The sequence below is a fragment of the Paraburkholderia sp. BR10882 genome (assembly GCF_040948855.1).
Taxonomy (GTDB): Bacteria; Pseudomonadota; Gammaproteobacteria; order Burkholderiales; family Burkholderiaceae; genus Paraburkholderia; species Paraburkholderia nodosa_A.
Window position 1 is genome coordinate 86,746 of sequence record NZ_JBFPKP010000018.1, and the last position, 17,353, is coordinate 104,098.

General features: G+C 63.9%; 16 protein-coding genes. 10 read left to right on the forward strand and 6 right to left on the reverse strand.

What is annotated here, in order from left to right:
* Positions 1–24 precede the first annotated feature (24 nt).
* The gene (locus tag AB3X99_RS32265; protein ID WP_342949442.1) at positions 25–177 is read right to left on the reverse strand and encodes a hypothetical protein; all 153 of its coding nucleotides are present in this window, start codon (positions 175–177) and stop codon (positions 25–27) included.
* Positions 178–933: 756 nt separating this feature from the next.
* Here AB3X99_RS32265 and AB3X99_RS32270 point away from each other — a divergent pair.
* The 4 genes from AB3X99_RS32270 (at position 934) to AB3X99_RS32285 (ending at position 5,415) form a co-directional block, all read left to right on the forward strand.
* Complete coding sequence (locus tag AB3X99_RS32270; RefSeq protein ID WP_069266956.1) at positions 934–1,953, forward strand: ABC transporter substrate-binding protein; 1,020 nt, start codon at positions 934–936, stop codon at positions 1,951–1,953.
* 64 nt (positions 1,954–2,017) lie between these two features.
* Complete coding sequence (locus AB3X99_RS32275) at positions 2,018–3,394, forward strand: sensor histidine kinase N-terminal domain-containing protein (RefSeq protein WP_368619211.1); 1,377 nt, start codon at positions 2,018–2,020, stop codon at positions 3,392–3,394.
* Between the two features lie 17 nt (positions 3,395–3,411).
* Positions 3,412–4,092 (forward strand): response regulator, encoded by a 681-nt coding sequence (locus AB3X99_RS32280; RefSeq protein ID WP_069266954.1) that lies wholly within the window; start codon positions 3,412–3,414, stop codon positions 4,090–4,092.
* Positions 4,093–4,275: 183 nt separating this feature from the next.
* Entirely contained in the window at positions 4,276–5,415 is a 1,140-nt protein-coding gene (locus AB3X99_RS32285) for a porin (protein ID WP_256094921.1), read from the forward strand.
* Between the two features lie 79 nt (positions 5,416–5,494).
* On the opposite strand, the gene AB3X99_RS32290 is transcribed toward AB3X99_RS32285, so the two are convergent.
* Together AB3X99_RS32290 and AB3X99_RS32295 are read right to left on the reverse strand one after the other, a co-directional pair.
* Positions 5,495–5,794, reverse strand: coding sequence for a hypothetical protein (locus tag AB3X99_RS32290; RefSeq protein WP_368619212.1), 300 nt, complete (start codon positions 5,792–5,794; stop codon positions 5,495–5,497).
* A 10-nt stretch (positions 5,795–5,804) separates the two neighbouring features.
* Positions 5,805–6,041: a hypothetical protein gene (locus tag AB3X99_RS32295; protein ID WP_368619213.1), complete on the reverse strand. Its 237-nt coding sequence runs from the start codon at positions 6,039–6,041 to the stop codon at positions 5,805–5,807.
* 112 nt (positions 6,042–6,153) lie between these two features.
* Between AB3X99_RS32295 and AB3X99_RS32300 the strand changes: the two genes are divergently transcribed.
* The 3 genes from AB3X99_RS32300 (at position 6,154) to AB3X99_RS32310 (ending at position 10,874) form a co-directional block, all read left to right on the forward strand.
* On the forward strand, positions 6,154–7,530 hold the full coding sequence (locus AB3X99_RS32300) for a 2-hydroxycarboxylate transporter family protein (RefSeq protein ID WP_368619214.1): 1,377 nt from the start codon (positions 6,154–6,156) through the stop codon (positions 7,528–7,530).
* Positions 7,531–7,648: 118 nt separating this feature from the next.
* The gene (locus AB3X99_RS32305) at positions 7,649–9,514 is read left to right on the forward strand and encodes an ATP-binding protein (protein WP_368619248.1); all 1,866 of its coding nucleotides are present in this window, start codon (positions 7,649–7,651) and stop codon (positions 9,512–9,514) included.
* Positions 9,504–10,874, forward strand: coding sequence for a sigma-54-dependent transcriptional regulator (locus AB3X99_RS32310; protein WP_368619215.1), 1,371 nt, complete (start codon positions 9,504–9,506; stop codon positions 10,872–10,874). Before AB3X99_RS32305 ends, AB3X99_RS32310 begins: the two co-directional genes overlap by 11 nt.
* A 5-nt stretch (positions 10,875–10,879) precedes the next feature.
* On the opposite strand, the gene AB3X99_RS32315 is transcribed toward AB3X99_RS32310, so the two are convergent.
* On the reverse strand, positions 10,880–11,317 hold the full coding sequence (locus tag AB3X99_RS32315; protein ID WP_069267048.1) for a hypothetical protein: 438 nt from the start codon (positions 11,315–11,317) through the stop codon (positions 10,880–10,882).
* Positions 11,318–11,662: 345 nt separating this feature from the next.
* On the reverse strand, positions 11,663–13,585 hold the full coding sequence (locus AB3X99_RS32320) for a hypothetical protein (protein ID WP_069266949.1): 1,923 nt from the start codon (positions 13,583–13,585) through the stop codon (positions 11,663–11,665).
* 656 nt (positions 13,586–14,241) lie between these two features.
* Between AB3X99_RS32320 and AB3X99_RS32325 the strand changes: the two genes are divergently transcribed.
* Positions 14,242–14,634: a LysR substrate-binding domain-containing protein gene (locus AB3X99_RS32325; protein ID WP_069266948.1), complete on the forward strand. Its 393-nt coding sequence runs from the start codon at positions 14,242–14,244 to the stop codon at positions 14,632–14,634.
* 96 nt (positions 14,635–14,730) lie between these two features.
* Positions 14,731–14,997, forward strand: a complete 267-nt coding sequence (locus AB3X99_RS32330; RefSeq protein ID WP_368619216.1) for a hypothetical protein — start codon at positions 14,731–14,733, stop codon at positions 14,995–14,997.
* A gap of 291 nt (positions 14,998–15,288) precedes the next feature.
* Here the strand turns inward: AB3X99_RS32330 and AB3X99_RS32335 are convergent, their stop codons facing one another.
* Positions 15,289–16,272, reverse strand: a complete 984-nt coding sequence (locus AB3X99_RS32335; RefSeq protein ID WP_368619217.1) for an aldo/keto reductase — start codon at positions 16,270–16,272, stop codon at positions 15,289–15,291.
* A gap of 142 nt (positions 16,273–16,414) precedes the next feature.
* Between AB3X99_RS32335 and AB3X99_RS32340 the strand changes: the two genes are divergently transcribed.
* A complete protein-coding gene (locus tag AB3X99_RS32340; RefSeq protein ID WP_368619218.1) occupies positions 16,415–17,335 on the forward strand; it encodes a LysR family transcriptional regulator in 921 nt (306 codons plus the stop codon).
* Positions 17,336–17,353 lie beyond the last annotated feature (18 nt).

Below are 17,353 nucleotides of genomic sequence, written 5' to 3' on the forward strand. Positions count from 1 at the left end.
TCGAAATGACTGGAAGCTGGCGGATCAATGGCGACGCCCAGGCAGTTTGCGCTGCAGCGACTCGAGCTTTTCAATGATACCCGCCGGCAGCTTGCGTTCGCGCGCGATCGCCATGCTATCGCGGCCTTGCGGGTCGGCGATGGACGGATCGGCTCCCGCTTCGATCAGATTCGTCATCGCGCCATACGGCTGCCCAAAGCGAATAGCTGGCGTTGGCGCCTTGCTCGAGAAGGAGCGCCGCATTCAAGCAACTGCCGGATTGCGCGGGCGGCGCAATGCCCCCGCGCGTGACCGCATCCGCTGCCGATTTGCACGCAAAGACCCGGCACAGGCAGAATACGAAATTCCGGCCGACTCAAATCGGGCTGGACTCCGCGGGCGAATGGCCATGAGCGGCCGCCCGCGCAACAATCAAAAATCGAGCTTAGGGGAAGTTGAACATGATTGGACGGATTCTGGCGGCGGTATCGATGATCGGCGCTTTGGCCGCTTTGGCGGGCTGCAACACAGTCGCCGGTTTCGGGCAGGACATCACAGATTCCGCCCGGGCCGTCCAGCGCGTTCTGTGACGACTCGCTGGTCGGCAGGCCAGGAATTGAGCCCCGCGACGTGGTGCGCGTCATGAAGGGCGCACTGCCGCAATAACCCCGGCCGGTATTTCCCTTGGCAGAGACTCTCGAACCGGGTCTCTCAGCTTTGCACCAAATCGATCAGTAATCCTGTTTGAATCGACTGCACCGCAGTCATCATTCTGAATAAAAGCCATTTTTATTCAGAATAATTAAAAGCATAAATAACACCGTCGCTCATGGAAATCCCGTATAAATCCGCGTGACCCGCGAAAGCTTCGGGAAGGGTTTGAATCACTAGAATCCCCGAAACGATCGAAGTGGCGAGCATCGCGCCACCGGCCTATCCCGACGGAGACAATCAATGCAATTGAGTTTTGGCGCGCTGCGTCGAGTCGCACTCGCTGGTGGCCTGCTGTTTGCCATGGCGCTTCAAGGCGCGCATGCCGCCGACGATGCCGGCGAGAAGATCACCATCATGGTCGGCGGTATCACGAAGCTCATTTACCTGCCCGCGCGCCTCACCGAACAACTGGGCTATTTCCGCGACGAAGGGCTGAACGTCGAGTTGCTTTCGCAACCCGCGGGCGTGGATGCGGAGAACGAACTGCTCGCAGGCGCGGTGCAGGCCGTGGTCGGCTTCTACGATCACACTATCGACCTGCAGACCAAGGGTAAGGACGTCAAGGCGATCGTCGTGTTCGGCCAGGTGCCGGGCGAAGTGGAACTGGTGTCGTCGAAAGCGGCGGGCACGATCAAGTCGATGGCCGACGTCAAAGGCAAGACGCTCGGCGTGACGGGCCTTGGGTCCTCGACCAGTTTTCTCACGCAGTATCTGGCGAGCCAGCATGGCATCGCCTCCAGCGCCTACACCATGTTGCCGGTGGGCGCGGACGCGAGCTTCATCGCGGCCATCAAGCAGGGGCGCATCGACGCGGGCATGACGACCGAGCCGACCGTATCGGCGCTGCAAAAAGCCGGCGATGCAAAGGTGCTCGTCGATATGCGCACGGTCGAAGGCACGCGCGCCGCGCTCGGCGGCACCTATCCCGCCGCAAGCCTTTACGTGCAGGACGCATGGGCCCAGTCGCACAAGGCTCAGGCGGTGAAGCTCGCGCACGCGTTCGTGCGCACCATGCAATTCATTCACACGCACAGCGCCGAGGAAATCGCCGCGCAAATGCCCGCCGACTATCAAAAGGACAAGGCGCTTTATGTGAGCGCACTCAAGGCCTCGCTGCCGATGTACACCGCAGACGGCAAGATGCCCGCCGACGGTCCGGCGACCGTACTGAAGGTGCTCTCCAGTTTCAATCCCTCGGTGAAGGGCAAGCACGTGGATCTGTCCGGCACCTACACGAACGAATTCGTCAGCGCGAAATGAAGCAGGTCCGGAGCTGCCGTCCTGCGCTCGCCGTCTGGCGGTCCGGTATCTGAGAGAGCGCGACATGGTGCATAGCCTGCGTGGGCGGTTGCTGTTGTGGCTGCTGGTGCCGCTCGCCGCGTTTGTCGTTGTGACGAGCTGCGAGTCGTACGATGCCGCGCGGCAGACCGCGGATCTCGTGCAGGACCATTCGCTGCTGGATTCGGCGCGCACGATCATCGAAGACGTCGACTGGGACAACGGCTCCCTCAGAGCGACAATCCCGCCGGCGGCGTTGGAACTGTTCGAATCGCCGTGGCAGGATCATGTGTTCTACAAGGTGCTCGCCGGCAATGGCCGCTTGCTGGGCGGCGCGCCGGACTTGCCATTGCCGCGCGCGAACACCGCCGAGGTGCCTGTGTTCTACGACACCGCGTATGCGGGACTGCCGATTCGCGCCGTTGCCTACGAGCGCATGCTCTACGACTCGGGCCGGGCCGAACGCGTCATGGTGATCGTCGGCAAGACGATCGCGTCGCGCGAGGCGATGATCAACGCCTTGTGGAGGCCGCAACTCGCACGCCAGTGGTTCATGCTGGCGCTCGTCGCGCTGCTCGTGCCGCTCGGGCTTACGCTCGAGCTGCGGCCGCTCATGAAGCTCAAGGACGACGTCGCGGACCGCGAGCCCGTGCAACTGGAGCCGATCCGCCCGGATCATCTGCCGTCGGAACTGAGGCCGATTGTCGAGGCGATCAACCAGTGCATCGCGCGGCTCAAGGTGCATGCCGCCATGCAGCGGCAGTTCATCGCCGACGCGGCGCACCAGCTGCGCACGCCGCTCACGCTGCTCACCACGCAAACGCAATTCGCGAGTCAGTGCGACGCGAACGATCCCGCGCTTTTCGACGCACTCAAAGGTGTGCGCCGCACCAGCCAGAAAATGGCGGAGTTGACGAATCAACTGCTCGTGCTCGCACAGGCGGAATCGATGACGCAATCGTCGCCGAGCCAGACGCGCGTCGATCTCACCGAGGTCGTGTCTTCCGTGCTCGAAGAGATGGTCCAGGCGGCGGAGCGGCGCGGCATCGATCTCGGCGCGGAACTCGACGACGACGTGCACGTGGCGGGCAACACCGGCCTGCTGGCCTCGCTCGTGTCCAACCTGATCGACAACGCCATCCGCTATACGCACAAGGGCGGCCGCGTGACGGCCGTGTGCCGCAGCGAAGGGGAGCAGGTCATGCTGCAGGTGGTGGACAACGGCCCCGGCATTCCAGCCGAGGCCCGTGCGCACGTGTTCGAGCGCTTCTATCGCGTCGCGGCGGATACCGACGGCACGGGGCTTGGTCTCGCCATCGTGCATCAGGTCGCGCGCTCGCACGGCGGCTCGGTGAGCGTTGCCGCGGGGGCCGAGCGGGTGGGTCTGGTCGCGACGGTGCGTTTGCCCGTCTGGCCCGGATGAGGAGGGTAAGAAGGACCATGAAGCTGCTGCTCGTAGAAGACAACGCCGAACTCGCGCACTGGATCGTCAACCTGCTGCGCGCCGAGAATTTCACGGTGGACTGCGTGGCCGATGGAGAAGCCGCGGACTCCGTGCTGCTCACGCAGAGCTATGACCTCGTGCTTCTCGATATGCGCCTGCCGCGACTGAGCGGCAAGGACGTGCTCAATCGTTTGCGGCGCAGGCGCAACAACGTGCCCGTGCTCATGCTGACCGCGCATGGCTCGATAGACGACAAGGTGGCGTGTTTCGGCGCGGGCGCCGACGACTACGTGGTCAAGCCGTTCGACAGCCGCGAACTGGTTGCGCGCATCAAGGCGCTGATACGGCGGCAGACTGGCGAGAAGTCGGGCTGGCTGACCTGCGGCGACCTGCAGTACGTTTGCGACACGCGCGAGTTTCGCCACAAGGATGCACCGCTCACCCTGCGCCGGCGCGAGCACTCCATCCTCGAAGCACTCATGCTGCGCCAGGGCAAGGCTGTGCCTAAGCAGGCGCTGCTGGATCGCATCTGCAGCCTGAGCGACGAACCGAGCGTGGACGCGATCGACATCTACATCCATCGCCTGCGCAAGCATCTGGCGGAATCGAGCGTGCAGATCACCACGCTGCGCGGCCTCGGCTACATCCTTCGCGTGAAAGAGGCGGTGGCGGCCTGAGCAGGCCGGCTTTATTTACGGTATTAGTGGATCTACTTAGGAATACCCATCGTTCGTGAAAGAATCGCGAAGGATTCACCTCTCTACTATTCGTCTCACCCGCTGATTCACACGGCTCGCCGAAACCGGCGAGTGATGGCAGCGGGTCCATGAAAACTTCCAACGAAGCAACCCCTGGAGACGATCTTGAAGAGAAAACAACTTGCTGTCGCTGCCGTAGGCGCGACCTTCGGCGCACTCGCAGCGAGCGGCGCACACGCGCAATCGAGCGTTCAACTCTACGGCCTCATCGACCTGAGCGTCCCCACCTATCAATCGCACGCGGATGCCAACGGCAACCACGTGATCGGCATGGGCATTGCCGGCGAACCGTGGTTCAGCGGCAGCCGCTGGGGCTTGAAGGGCGCCGAAGACATCGGCGGCGGCACGAAGGTGATCTTCCGGCTCGAAAGCGAATACCGCGCGAGCGATGGCCAGATGGAAGACCCGGGCCAGATCTTCGACCGTGACGCCTGGGTCGGCGTGGAAGACGAGCGCTTCGGCAAGCTCACGGCGGGCTTCCAGAACACCATCGCGCGTGACGCCGCGGCCATCTACGGCGACCCGTACGGCAATGCGAAGCTCACGACGGAAGAGGGCGGCTGGACCAACGCCAACAACTTCAAGCAGATGATTTTCTACGCGGCGAGCGCAACGGGCACCCGTTACGAAAACGGCCTCGCGTGGAAGAAGGTCTTCGATAACGGTATTTACGCGGCAGCGGGCTACGCTTTCGGCAATTCGACGAGCTTCGGCAATAACGCGAACTATCAGTTCGCACTCGGCTACAACGCCCCGACGTGGACGGCCTCGACCTTCTATAACCACGTGAACCGCGACGGCAACACGAACCAGGCGTTCTCGGTTGGCGGCAACTACACGATCGGCATCGTGCGCGCCAATGCGGGCTACTTCCGCTACTGGGGCAATCAGGGGGCGCTCGGCCAGCGTCAGGACAATGCGTGGACGGTCTCGTTCAAGCTCGTGCCGAAGGGCGCGCTGGACTACGAACTCGGCTACCAGCAAATGCGCACGCACAACGCCGCGTATAACGTCGATGGCAATATTCCGAACGCCAACATCGGCGCATTCGATCCCACGAGCGGGCTGCACAACGGCTTCAAGGAAACGCTCTACGGCTCGATCTTCTATCACCTGTCCAAGCGCACCGAAGTGTATCTGGCAGGCGACTACATGAAGCTGCACGGCGGCTACACGGTGGGCACGACCTTCGGTGCGACCAACCAGGTCGAAGTGACGACGGGCGTGCGCACGCGCTTCTGATCGGTCTTCTCACTCAACTTCGTAGCACGCGGGGCTCGATTCGTCAGGCGAATCGAGCCCCGCGGTGCTTTCTGCGGCATCAACCCGCGTCCACGCAGGCAACGCTCGGCGCCGTATAGGCCGAGGGATAAGGCGATGCCGGTCCGCTCACGAGCCTCAGAGGCTGCGTGGCGAGGACATCGGCTTGCACCTGCTCGCGACGCGTGAGCGCGGCCGCTTCGCCGGCAGGCTGTGATGCGTTCACGCTGCAAAGCAGATTCCTTCCGCTCGATAACTGCACAGGCGTCTGGTAAGCCGAACCCGGCGGCGCGGCCAGCGCGCCGGCACTCCATAGCGCCGCGGCGCAAACGACGGCGCATCCTGGCAAGACGATCTTCATGGCTCACTCCTCACATTGCGGTGATCCATCTTCTGCCAACGATCGGCGCCGTTCCAGAGCGAATTCTGAAACTCACTCTTGCCATACACTCAACGGTCGGGTCGAGGCAGGCCGAGATTTCGGCCTGCGGCTCGAGCCGATTCTGAAATCTCGGATCGATGGCGGATTCGAGCCGAGTGGCGTTCCGGAAAATGACAAAGAAATCAATGTGTTGCGGATTGTTCCAGACGTCGATGCGCGCTGGCACGGCTACTGCTTTATAGAACTCCGACGGTCTATCCCTGAATAGCCCGCAGCCCTCATTAAACAAGCACCGGAGATGCGACGCAGTCCGGTCGCGAAAACGAAGGAGACATCCCGTGCAGAACAGTGCATCCGTATCCGCCGCCTCGCAGGTCAACCAGGCGGTCCCCGAGTCATCCCAAACAACGCAAACCCGCTTCTGGCCCGAAGGCTGGTGGAAGCTGATGGAAATTCGCATCGGCATCATTCCGCTGCCGATCTACGTGATCCTGTTTGCGCTGATCGCGGGCTTCGCGGTCACCGGCAAGGTGCCCGGCGAGATCTCGATGGCCATCGCCGTGCTCGCTTTCTGCGGCTTCACATGCGCCGAACTCGGCAAGCGCCTGCCGCTGCTGCGCAATATCGGCGCGGCGGCGATTCTCGCGACCTTCGTGCCCTCGGCGCTCGTGTACTACCACGTGCTGCCCCAGCCCGTGCAGCACCTCACGGTCGAGTTCACGAAGCAGACCAACTTCCTCTATCTCTTCATCGCCTCGATCATCGTCGGCAGTATTCTCAGCATGGACCGGCGCGTGCTGATTCAAGGCTTCCTGAAGATCTTCATTCCGCTTGCGGCCGGCACGGTGGCGGCGACCATCGTGGGCACCGCGGTCGGCGCGGCGCTCGGTCTCGGCGTCAAGCACACGCTGCTCTACATCGTCGTGCCGATCATGGCCGGCGGCGTGGGCGAAGGCGCGATTCCGCTTTCCGTGGGCTATTCGGAAATCATGCACGTCGCGCAAGGCGACCTGTTCGCGCAGGTCTTGCCGCCCGTGATGCTCGGCAGCCTCATGGCGATCATCCTCTCGGGCATGCTCGACATGCTGGGCAAGCGTATGCCGCATCTCACCGGCAACGGCCGTCTGCAAGTCGGCGCGAGCGACGAACTGGCGTCGTCGAACGACGAGGCTCGCGGGCACGTGGACGTGAGCCACATCGCCGCGGCCGGCATCACCGCGATCACGCTGTACCTCATCGGCCTGATGGCGAACAAGCTGTTCGGCCTGCCCGCGCCGGTGGCGATGCTGTTCCTCGCCGTGCTCGTGAAGCTCGCGCGCGCGGTTTCGCCGCCGCTGCAGGAAGGCGCGTTCGTCGTCTACAAGTTCTTCTCGACCGCGGTCACCTATCCGCTGCTGTTCGCGATCGGCGTGGCGATGACGCCGTGGGACAAGCTCATGGCCGCGTTCACGCTCGTCAATGTCGTGACGATCGCCGCGACCGTGGTCACGCTGATGGGCACGGGCTTCGTGGTGGGCCGCCTGATGAAGATGTACCCTATCGACACCGCAATCGTGAACGCGTGCCACAGCGGCCAGGGCGGCACCGGCGACGTGGCGATCCTCACCGCCGCGAACCGCATGCAGCTCATGCCGTTCGCGCAGATCGCCACGCGCATTGGCGGCGCCATCGTCGTGACCGTGACGCTCATTCTGCTCGCGCATTTCGGCGCATGACGCGCGGCTGTGCGCCCCTCGTACGCGCCTTCGCGATCGTGGCGCCGGTGCATCCGGCGCGCGGTATCCGCTGAACCCGCCGTCTGGCGGCAGCCAATCGACGAGGGCGAACGTGCAGATGCGTTACAAGGGCATTCCATGGTGGGGATGGGCGGCGGCGGCCGTGGTGTATGTCGGTGCGGCCGCCGCCGCGGTGGAGTTCGCATGGAACCGAGCGATCGACGCGCTGGCCGACGTCGGCGAGCATCGGCTCGATCTCTACGCGGCGAGCCTGAAAAGCGAGCTGGGACGCTTCGAGATGGTCCCCGCGCTCGTGGCGCGCCAGGACAGCGTGCGCGCGTTGCTCAAGGCGCCGCCCGCTGAAGCGCATGGCATGTTGCCCGCGGTCGATGCTTATCTCGAAGCGGTCAACAACGATGTCGGCAGCGGCGCGGTCGACGTGATCGACGCGCACGGCACGGTGGTCGCCGCGAGCAACTGGAATCAGCCGGTCAGCTTCGTCGGCACCAACGTGTCGTATCGCCCGTACTTCAAGGACGCGCTCGCGCAGGGCCGCGGCCGCTTCTTCGGCATCGGCACGAACACCGGCATTCCCGGGCTCTACTTCGCCAGTGCGATTCACGACGGCGACACGGCGATCGGCGCGGCAGCCGTGAAGGTCAGCGTCGACGCGCTCGAATCCGCGTGGCGCACGCCTGGCGAGGCGGCCATCGTCGTCGACAGCAACGGCGTGATCGTGATCTCGACCCAGCCCGAATGGAAATTCACCGCGATGCGCGCGATGACCGAGCCGCAGCAGCGCGATATCCAGGCATCGCGCCAATACGCGGGGCGCATCGTCGAGGCGCTCCGATACCGGCGCGTGGGCGACTGGAATGACAGCGCGTGGATCGGCATCTTTCCCGACCTGCGCCGCGCGGGCCGCACGGCCCGCCTTCTCGTGATGTCCCGCCCCGCGCCGCAAGGGCAGGACACGATCATGGTGCTGCTCGACACGGCGGGCGCGCGGCGCCAGCAACGGCTTGCGTTCGCGTTCGTGACGGGCGTGTTTCTGATCGCCGCGCTCTACGCGCTGTATGCGGTGCAGCGCCGCCGTGTGATCGTGGAGAAGCTCAAGGCGCAAGAAGCCTTGCGGCGCGCGAACGATCAGCTGGAAACGACCGTGGCGCAGCGGACCGCCGCGCTCACGCAAGCGAACGCGCAGATGCAGCGCGAGATCGCCGAGCGCGAACGCACCGAGCAGCGTCTGCGCGCCACGCAGCAGGAAGTCGTGCATGCCGGCAAGCTTGCGGTGATCGGCCAGATGGCGGCGGGGCTCACACACGAACTGAACCAGCCGCTCGTCGCGATCCGCACGCTCTGCGACAATGCGCGTACCTTCTTCGAGCGCAATCAGAGCGCACAAGCGATCGCCAATCTCGAGCGCGTCGGCCGTCTCGTGGACAGCATGGCGGTGCTCACGAGCGAGCTGAAGGCGTTCGCGCGTAAGCCGGAAGTGGAGCGCGTGGCGGTGTCGCTCGGCGAAGCCGTCGCGCATGCTCGGCTCATCTACGAGTCGCGGATTCGCGACGAAGCGGTGCGGCTCGATGTGCGGATCGCGCCGGGCACGACGGTGTATGCGGAGTCGAGTCAGCTGCAGCAGGTGATCGTCAATCTGCTCGGCAATGCGCTCGACGCCGTGCGCGACGCGAGCACCCGCGTGATCGCGATCGAGGCGAGTGAGCCTGACGCGCAAGGCCGTGTGCGCTTCACGATCGAGGATAGCGGCCCCGGCATCGCGCCGGATGTGCTGGCGCACCTGTTCGAGCCGTTCGTGACGACCAAGCCGCGCGGGCAAGGACTCGGGCTCGGGCTCGCGATCACGTCGCGCATCGTGGAAGGCTTTGGCGCGAAAATCACCGCAACGAATCGCGACGAAGGCGGAGCCCGCTTCACGATCGAATTCGCGGCCGCCGAGCCGCAAAGGACAGAACATGGCAGATGAGATTCGGGTGCTGGTCGTCGAGGATGACGAGAATGTCCGCATCGGCGTCGAGCAGGCGGTGGCGCTGGCGGGCTTTCCGGTGAGCGCCTATGCGTCGGCGGCCGATGCGTATGCCGACATCGCGCCGGGCGCGCCGATCGTGATCGTCTCCGACGTACGCATGCCCGGCATCGACGGCCTGCAACTGCTCGATCACGTGATGGCGATCGACCCGCAAATTCCGGTGCTGCTGATCAGCGGGCATGCGGACATTTCGACGGCGGTCAGCGCGATGCGCGTGGGCGCCTACGACTTCATCGAAAAACCCTTCTCCTCCGATGTCATCGCGGGCCGCGTGGCACGCGCGGTCGAGAAACGGCGGCTCACGCTCGAAGTCGAGGGCTTGCGCGCTTCGCTGCACAACTGGCAGGGGATCGAGGCGCTGGTGCTAGGCAAGTCGCCGGCCATGGCGGAGGTCCGCAAGAAAATTCTGCGTCTCGCGGATACCTCCGTGTCGGTGCTGATCACTGGTGAAACCGGCACGGGCAAGGAGCTGATCGCACGCAGCCTGCATGACTTCAGCGCGCGGCGCGACGCGCATTTCGTGGCGCTGAATTGTGGCGGTTTGCCCGAGCAGGTGTTCGAGAGCGAACTGTTCGGGCATGAGGCGGGCGCGTTCACGGGCGCGATCAAGAAGCGCGTCGGCAAGATCGAATGGGCGAACGGCGGCACGCTCTTTCTCGACGAGATCGAAACGATGTCGATGGCGCTGCAGATCAAGATGCTGCGCGTGCTGCAGGAGCGCGTGGTCGAGCGCCTCGGCGCAAACGAGCTGATTCCGGTGGATTGCCGGATCGTTGCCGCTTCGAAGGCCGACCTCGCGGAAGTGTCTGCGCAAGGAGGCTTTCGAGCCGACCTGCTGTACCGGCTGAACGTCGCGCAGATCGAATTGCCGCCGCTGCGCGAGCGGCGCGAGGACGTTCCCCTGCTGTTCGAGCATTTCGTGCTCGCGGCCGCGCGGCGTTTCGGCACGCCGGCGCCGGTCGTGACGGCTGCGCAAGTGTCCGAGCTCATGACGCACGCATGGCCCGGCAACGTCCGCGAGCTGCAGAATGTCGCTGACCGCTTCGTGCTCGGGCTGACTGGCGACAGCCTGCTTTCAGCGGGCGCGGCTACCGTGAAAGGGGAGACGCTGGCGGACCAGCTGGCGTATTTCGAGCGGATGCTGATCGAGAACACGCTGCGCCGCCATCACGGCAACGTCGCCCAGGCGAGCGAGGAGCTCGGGATGCCGAAGAAAACGCTGTATCACAAGCTGCGTCAGCTGAAGATCGCGGATCGCGACACGCAGGGCGACGAGAAGGACGACAAAGACCTCTGACCGGATTAATTGGTGCGGTACGTGGTCGTCGACGATTGCAGCCTGGTGAGCGCGCCGTTCTTGAGCCGGAACCAGCCCTCCGAGCCTTGCATCACGACTTCGTCGGGTTGCCAGAACACGCGCTTGATCGTCATGCGCGTATTCACGTGCTGCACGAGCGGCGGATTGTGGCGAAAGTCGTACAGCACCGGGCCGTATGCGGTTTGCACGAGCATGCGCGTAATCGTGCTGTTGTCGTGGCCCACTTCGTCGAAGTGCGCGAGCGTCTTCGCGTCGAAGCGGTCGAAGATATCCTTGCCGAGGACCGCCACGAAGTCGCGGTCGTCGCGCACGAATTGCACCGTGCCTGCGGCGGTGGCGAACGAGCCGGTCGCGTCGCTTTGCGCATGAGCGCAGGTCACGAACGAGGCGGCGGTGAGTGCGGCGAGTAACAGTCGTTTCATGTTGCTTTCCAGTGGCTTCGCAGGATTTTCGTTCATTTCTGTCGCTGCGTCGAAAATTCAAGGGTTCGAGAGTGCCGCGAGCAGGCGTCGCGATCACGTACGCCGTGCAGAGCGATGCCCTCGACAATCACTAACCGATGAGGCCGTGAAGGATCTGTGCAGCCGGATGTCGACGTCGAATTCTCCATGTTCCGGCTCGCGGATGGACAGAGCGCAAGTCTACCGCGGCAAGCATGCCTCGCCGACGGTAAACGGAAGAGGCGCCCGGCCCGCAGAACAATGTCCGCGGGCCGGGCGCCTCGGGGTACAGCTTGTTTCGCGCGACCAGGTGGCCGCCCGGTTCGATTAGTTCGCCACGTAGCCCGTGGGCAGCGTCGCATTGGCGCTCGCCACCGAAGCGTTCTGCGAAATCACATACACCGGCGACTCGGTCAGGCTCAGCGCGACCTTGCCGTTGGTGTAGCTCTTCGTGGTCGGATTGCCCATTTCATCGAGCACGGTGACCGTGCCGCTCGTGCCGGGTGCATCCACCGCGAGGCTGTAGCCCACGCTATAGGTCGAGCTGTAGCCGGCGCTCGCGCTCCACACACTGTTGTTGTGCGTCCACAAGGCCGTGATGACCGCGCCGTTGTTGAGCTGCTGGAACGCGTAGGCGTAGACGCCCGAGGGGGTCTTCTTCACCGGACCGAGCGTGTTGGTGCCGTCGAGAATACGCGTCATGGCCGCGACGGACATGGCCGCGGGCTTCGGGCTGATGTTCTGCGCGCCATACTGACCCTGTGCGTCGGCGAGATCGAAGAACGTGCCGTAGCCCACGAGGCCCGGGAAGTCGGCACCGTAGAAGATCCAGGTTTGATCGGCGCCTTCGCCCAGAATGATCAGGTGGCTGCGCGCCACCACTGCGCCTTGCGCGTACAGGATATTGCCGGTCGGATAGTTGGGACCGTACGACGAACCGTTGTCGTAGCTGATGCCAAGCTCCGTGCTGAACAGCTTCGTGCCCGGCTTGTAGTCAGCCGCCATTTCGCTGCGCAGCGCGCGCATTTGTCCCATCAGCGAGCCGGACGCGTTGGCCGGATCGGTTTCCTGACGCTCGGGCGGGAACGAAGGCGAGCTGCCGTTGATGTCGTAGTAGCCGTGCGTCGTCACGCCGTCGATGTCCTGCGCGTAGCCGAGCGGCGCGAGGGCCTTGAGGTGATCGGCCGTGCCGGACGGCGCCGTATCGGTCGGCCCCATCACGACTGCGTGCGGGTCGGTCGAGTGAATACCTTGATAGACGGCCTGATAGAGCTGCACGAATTGCGTGTTGTTGCCTTGCCATTGGGCGTCCGGCTCCCAGGTGAGCTGGTAGTAGTTCGACGCCTGCTTCGGAAAATAAGCCGTCCGAATGAGGTTCGACTCCGTACCGATCCGGCTCATGTAGTTCTGGTAGTACGAGAGGTTACTCGGCGGAAGGGCTTCGTCCTCGAACGCGCCGGTCGGGCTCGCCCAGGCGGGAATGCCGTCCAGACGCACGAGCCGCATCACGTTGCCCGTGTTGTAGAACGGGTCGAGATTGTTGACGTTCGGGTTGAAGGTGTTGGGGCCGTTCGGCTCCATGTTGTACAGCTCGCGGTGGTCGTACGTCCACGAGATGCCGAGCGAGGAGAGCACCGAAGTGTTGTCGTCTTCGCCTTGCATGCCGAAGCGGTGCAGGTCCTGATGCGAATACGTCACAGTCGGCACGATGCCGGCCAGATTGGGCAGCACGCCGAAGGTCGCGGTACCGGCGGGGCGGGTGCCCAGTTCGGGGAGTTGACCGCCGGCGGTCGCGAGCTTGGCGGTCACGGCAAAGTAGCCCGCGAGCGTCGACGAGCAGCTCAGCGTGGTCGTCACCGGGCCTGCCGTCACGCGCAGGCTGCCGCTCGTGACCACCTTGCCGAGATGGTCGCTGATCGACCAGTTCACGGTGTCGGCCGCGGGCGCGTTGGTGGTGAACGCGAGGGGAAATGCCGCGCCCGAGGCGAAGACACGGCCGCTCTGCGTGGTCGGCGTATCGACGCTCACCAGTTCGCTGCTGGAGCCCGCGCTCGATTTCACGGCGGAGCCGCAGTGCAGTGTGCCGCGCGTGGTGGTGGCCGCATTTGCGGTGGCGTCCATGGCAGTCGCGTCACTCGCGCTTTGTGCCGTGGCCGAGGCATTGGTTGCATTCGCACCGGAGCTTCCGGAGCCGCCGCCGCACGCCGCGAGGAACAACGACGACGACAGCAAGAGATAGAAGAGTTTCATCGATCGAAGAAAAAAAAGACAAAACGACGCCCAGCCGGCGACGGCGCGCGATAGCGCTCGGATGCTGGCTAAGGTCTGAAGAATGAGATTTAACGGACGCTGCACAACGGCTCGATGAGCCCTGCGCCCGCTACGTGCGCCGCGCGGCTCGCGCTATTGCGCGAACGTGCGTATCTGTCCTTGCTTTCACGTGGGTAAATCTTGCACCCTCGCTACGGCTGCCCCGTCGGGAATTCGGCCCTGCGCTGGATCCCTGAAGGAGGGGAGACGTGCGCAATTTTTTCGGACGAAGATTACGAAGTCACTGCTTGAAGTCAGACGCGCGGCGGATATTACCGATAATTCCCCCTGCCATGTGAAAATCAGACGTAACAAAATGTCACACGAATTGGCTCGAGTTTCAATTACCGAAACTTAGTCAATTTTCGCCAATAGCAAGGTATTAATTACCTCAAATGCAGAAGGTAATGCTTACTGCATGGATCGCGTGTTTCGCCTGCTATTGCCGGCTATATCGGCAGTTCTGGGATGGTCTGAAGTGTATCGATGTAATTTATTCTTTCGTCTATATTTCCCTTTTAAATTGCTTTCTGTTTTATTCGGGTCGGATTTTAATTGACTCTATTGGTATTATTGCGAGCACGTAGGGCGTCGAGTTGACCGAGGCGGGTCGTCACGCGTTTTCAAGCGCGGTGGCGGTGCACGACCAGTTGCAGTCGCTGGCGCGGGAAGTCCGGTCGCTCAGCGGCGAGGTGGCGGGCGTGGTGCGCCTGTTCGCTAACGCGTCCGCAATCATTGGTTTTCTGCCGGAACGGCTCAAGGACTTTCAGGCGCGCTACCCGCTCGTGCAGATCGCCCTGACCGAACAGATCAGCGACGGTGTAGTGCGGGCCTGTATGGAAGACCGCGCGGACGTGGGGATATCCTCGAGCGCCAGGTGCCGATCGAGCACTTCATCGCGCCGCACGCCGCCGTCTAGATTTCCCCTCAAGGAGAAATTGGATGGCAACACTGGAATTGACCGGCCGCGTACTGTTTCTTTGCAATGACCCGGTGCAGGTCGAGCGGCAACTGAACGGCGCCGATCTGCCGGGCGTCACGCCGGACGCATTGAAAGACACGTGTCGACCGATGAGATTGCGCCGATGAGCGTGCTCACGCGCTTCGACGACCGCCTCGGCCGCGTGCCTTATCTCGGCTTTCAGACCGGCGAGCGCAATCCTGTTGGTATGGATTCCGTACGAAATGGCGGATTCAGCGTGACCGTGGCCGGCAATCGCTACGGCAAGGGATCCCCGAAACAACTCATGCTGGCATTTGCGCTCAATAAATCGAGGCTCGTTCGCCTGATCGAGCATCGATATCCTCTACTCGTCAACGAGCGGATCACACTGGCAGCCACCGATCTCTGAGTGCGTTCCGGACCGCTCGCCAATATTTACCCGACTAGCGCGAAGCCCCCGAGACCTTTCGTCAACGGGGGCTTCGCTTTTGCCAGGCGCATCGATGGCGGGCGTTTCCACGAGGTGACCCTTGCACGCGGCGATAGAACACGCCTCTGCCTTCGCGCTTCGCCGCGGGTCGGATTCTCGACTCGCGTAGTAGCTGCCAGGTTCTATCAGTTCCGAGGAATAGCGAGGAATGTCGAACCGGCGGATCTGTAGCCGGCCCATTGCCGACGGACATGGCACGTGCGCGCAGGCTCAGCGATCCACCCGCTGCTGCCACTGGGCCGGATAGCGGTCGCCCACGACCTGGATCTCGTTGAGCGCCGCTTCGATCGCGGCGAGATCGCCGGCGCTCAACTCGACACTGGCCGCGCCCACGTTCTCGTCGAGCCGGGAAAGCTTCGTGGTGCCAGGAATCGGCACGATCCACGGCTTTTGCGCGAGCAGCCAGGCCAGCGCGATCTGCGCGCGCGTCGCGCCTTTGCCGTCGGCGAGGCGGCCGAGCACGTCGACCAGCCCCGCGTTCGCCTTGCGGTTCTCCCGCGTAAAGCGCGGCACCATGGCGCGGAAGTCGCTCTGGTCGAACGACGTGCGCTCGTCGATCGCGCCGGTCAGAAAGCCCTTGCCGAGCGGGCTGAACGGCACGAAACCGATGCCCAGCTCCTCGAGAACCGGCATCACCTTGTGCTCCGGCTCGCGCCACCAGAGCGAATACTCGCTCTGCAGCGCCGCGACGGGCTGCACGGCGTGGGCGCGGCGGATCGACTGCTCACCCGCTTCGGAAAGGCCGAAGTGCTTGACCTTGCCCTCGCGGATCAGGTCCTTCACCGTGCCGGCCACGTCTTCCATCGGCACGTTCGGATCGACGCGATGCTGATAGAACAGGTCGATGCGGTCGGTCTTCAGGCGCTTGAGCGATGCTTCGGCCACGGCGCGGATGCGCTCGGGGCGGCTATCCATGGGCTTCTTCGAATCGCCGTCCTGAAAGCCGAACTTCGTGGCGATCACCACCTGATCGCGAATCGGCGCGAGCGCCTCCCCAACCAGTTCCTCGTTGACGAAGGGCCCGTAGACTTCGGCCGTGTCGAAGAACGTGACGCCGCGCTCGAACGCCGTGCGGATCAGGCGGATCGCGTCGTTCTTTTCGGTGGCGGGGCCGTAGCCGAAGCTTAAGCCCATGCAGCCGAGGCCCAACGCGGAAACTTCGAGGCCGTTCTTGCCGAGTGTGCGCTTTTGCATGTCTTGCTCCTTTTTGCGTGAACTGAAATGACCGGCGCTCCAGTTCGCACGGGAGCGGCCTTCTACCCGACCGAGTGTAGGTTCCTGCAGGTCACTCAACAATGCCGCTAAACTTGCATGGGGTATTGAAGGAAATTCACAGATGGTGCGCACCGGCTTATCCGAACTGACGGCCTTCGTGACGATCGCCGAGCAGCACAGCTTCAGCGGCGCGGCGCGCGTGCTCGGCGTTTCGCCTTCCGCGCTCAGCCACACCGTGCGCAACCTGGAGGCGAAGCTCGGCGTGCGCCTCCTGAACCGCACCACGCGCTCCGTGGCGCTGACCGAGGCGGGCGAGCGGCTGCTTAGCCGCGTTCGGCCTGCCATGGCCGATCTCGAAGACGCCGTCAACGACGTCGCGACCGCGAGCAACCGGCCTTCGGGATCGATCCGCATCAGCGCCTCGGAATCGGGGGCGCGCCCGCTGATTCGCCATATGCTGCCGGGGTTCCTCGCCCGCTATCCGGACATCCGCGTGGAGTTCGTGACGGACTCGCGGCTCGTGGATATCGTGGCCGGTGGATTCGACGCCGGTGTGCGCGTGCTCGAAGACGTGCCGCGCGACATGATCGCCGTGCGCTTCACGCAGGACATGCGCTTTGGCGCGGTGGCCTCGCCCGCGTATCTGGCGCAGCATGCGCCGCCGCGCGCGCCGCACGACCTCGAGCAGCACCGCTGTATCCGCTTTCGCTTCGAGAGCGGCGCGCTGTTCCGCTGGGATTTCGCGCACCGCGGCAAGAGCGCCAGCATCGACGTGGACGGGCCGCTCACGCTCGGCAACCTCAACCTGATGGTCGAGGCGGCGCTCGCCGGGGTGGGCGTGGCCTGGGTGCCGGAAACGCTCGTGGCCGAGCATGTGGCTGGCGGGCGGCTCGTCCACCTGCTACCCGAGTGGGGGCCGGTGTTTTCGGGGCTCTGTCTTTACTATCCGGCCAATCGCCATCCGCCCGCGGCGCTGCGCCTGTTCGCGCAGGCCGTGCGCGAATGGGCCGATGCCGCACCGCAGCGCAAGCCGCAAACATGAAAGGACGCGGTGAAATGA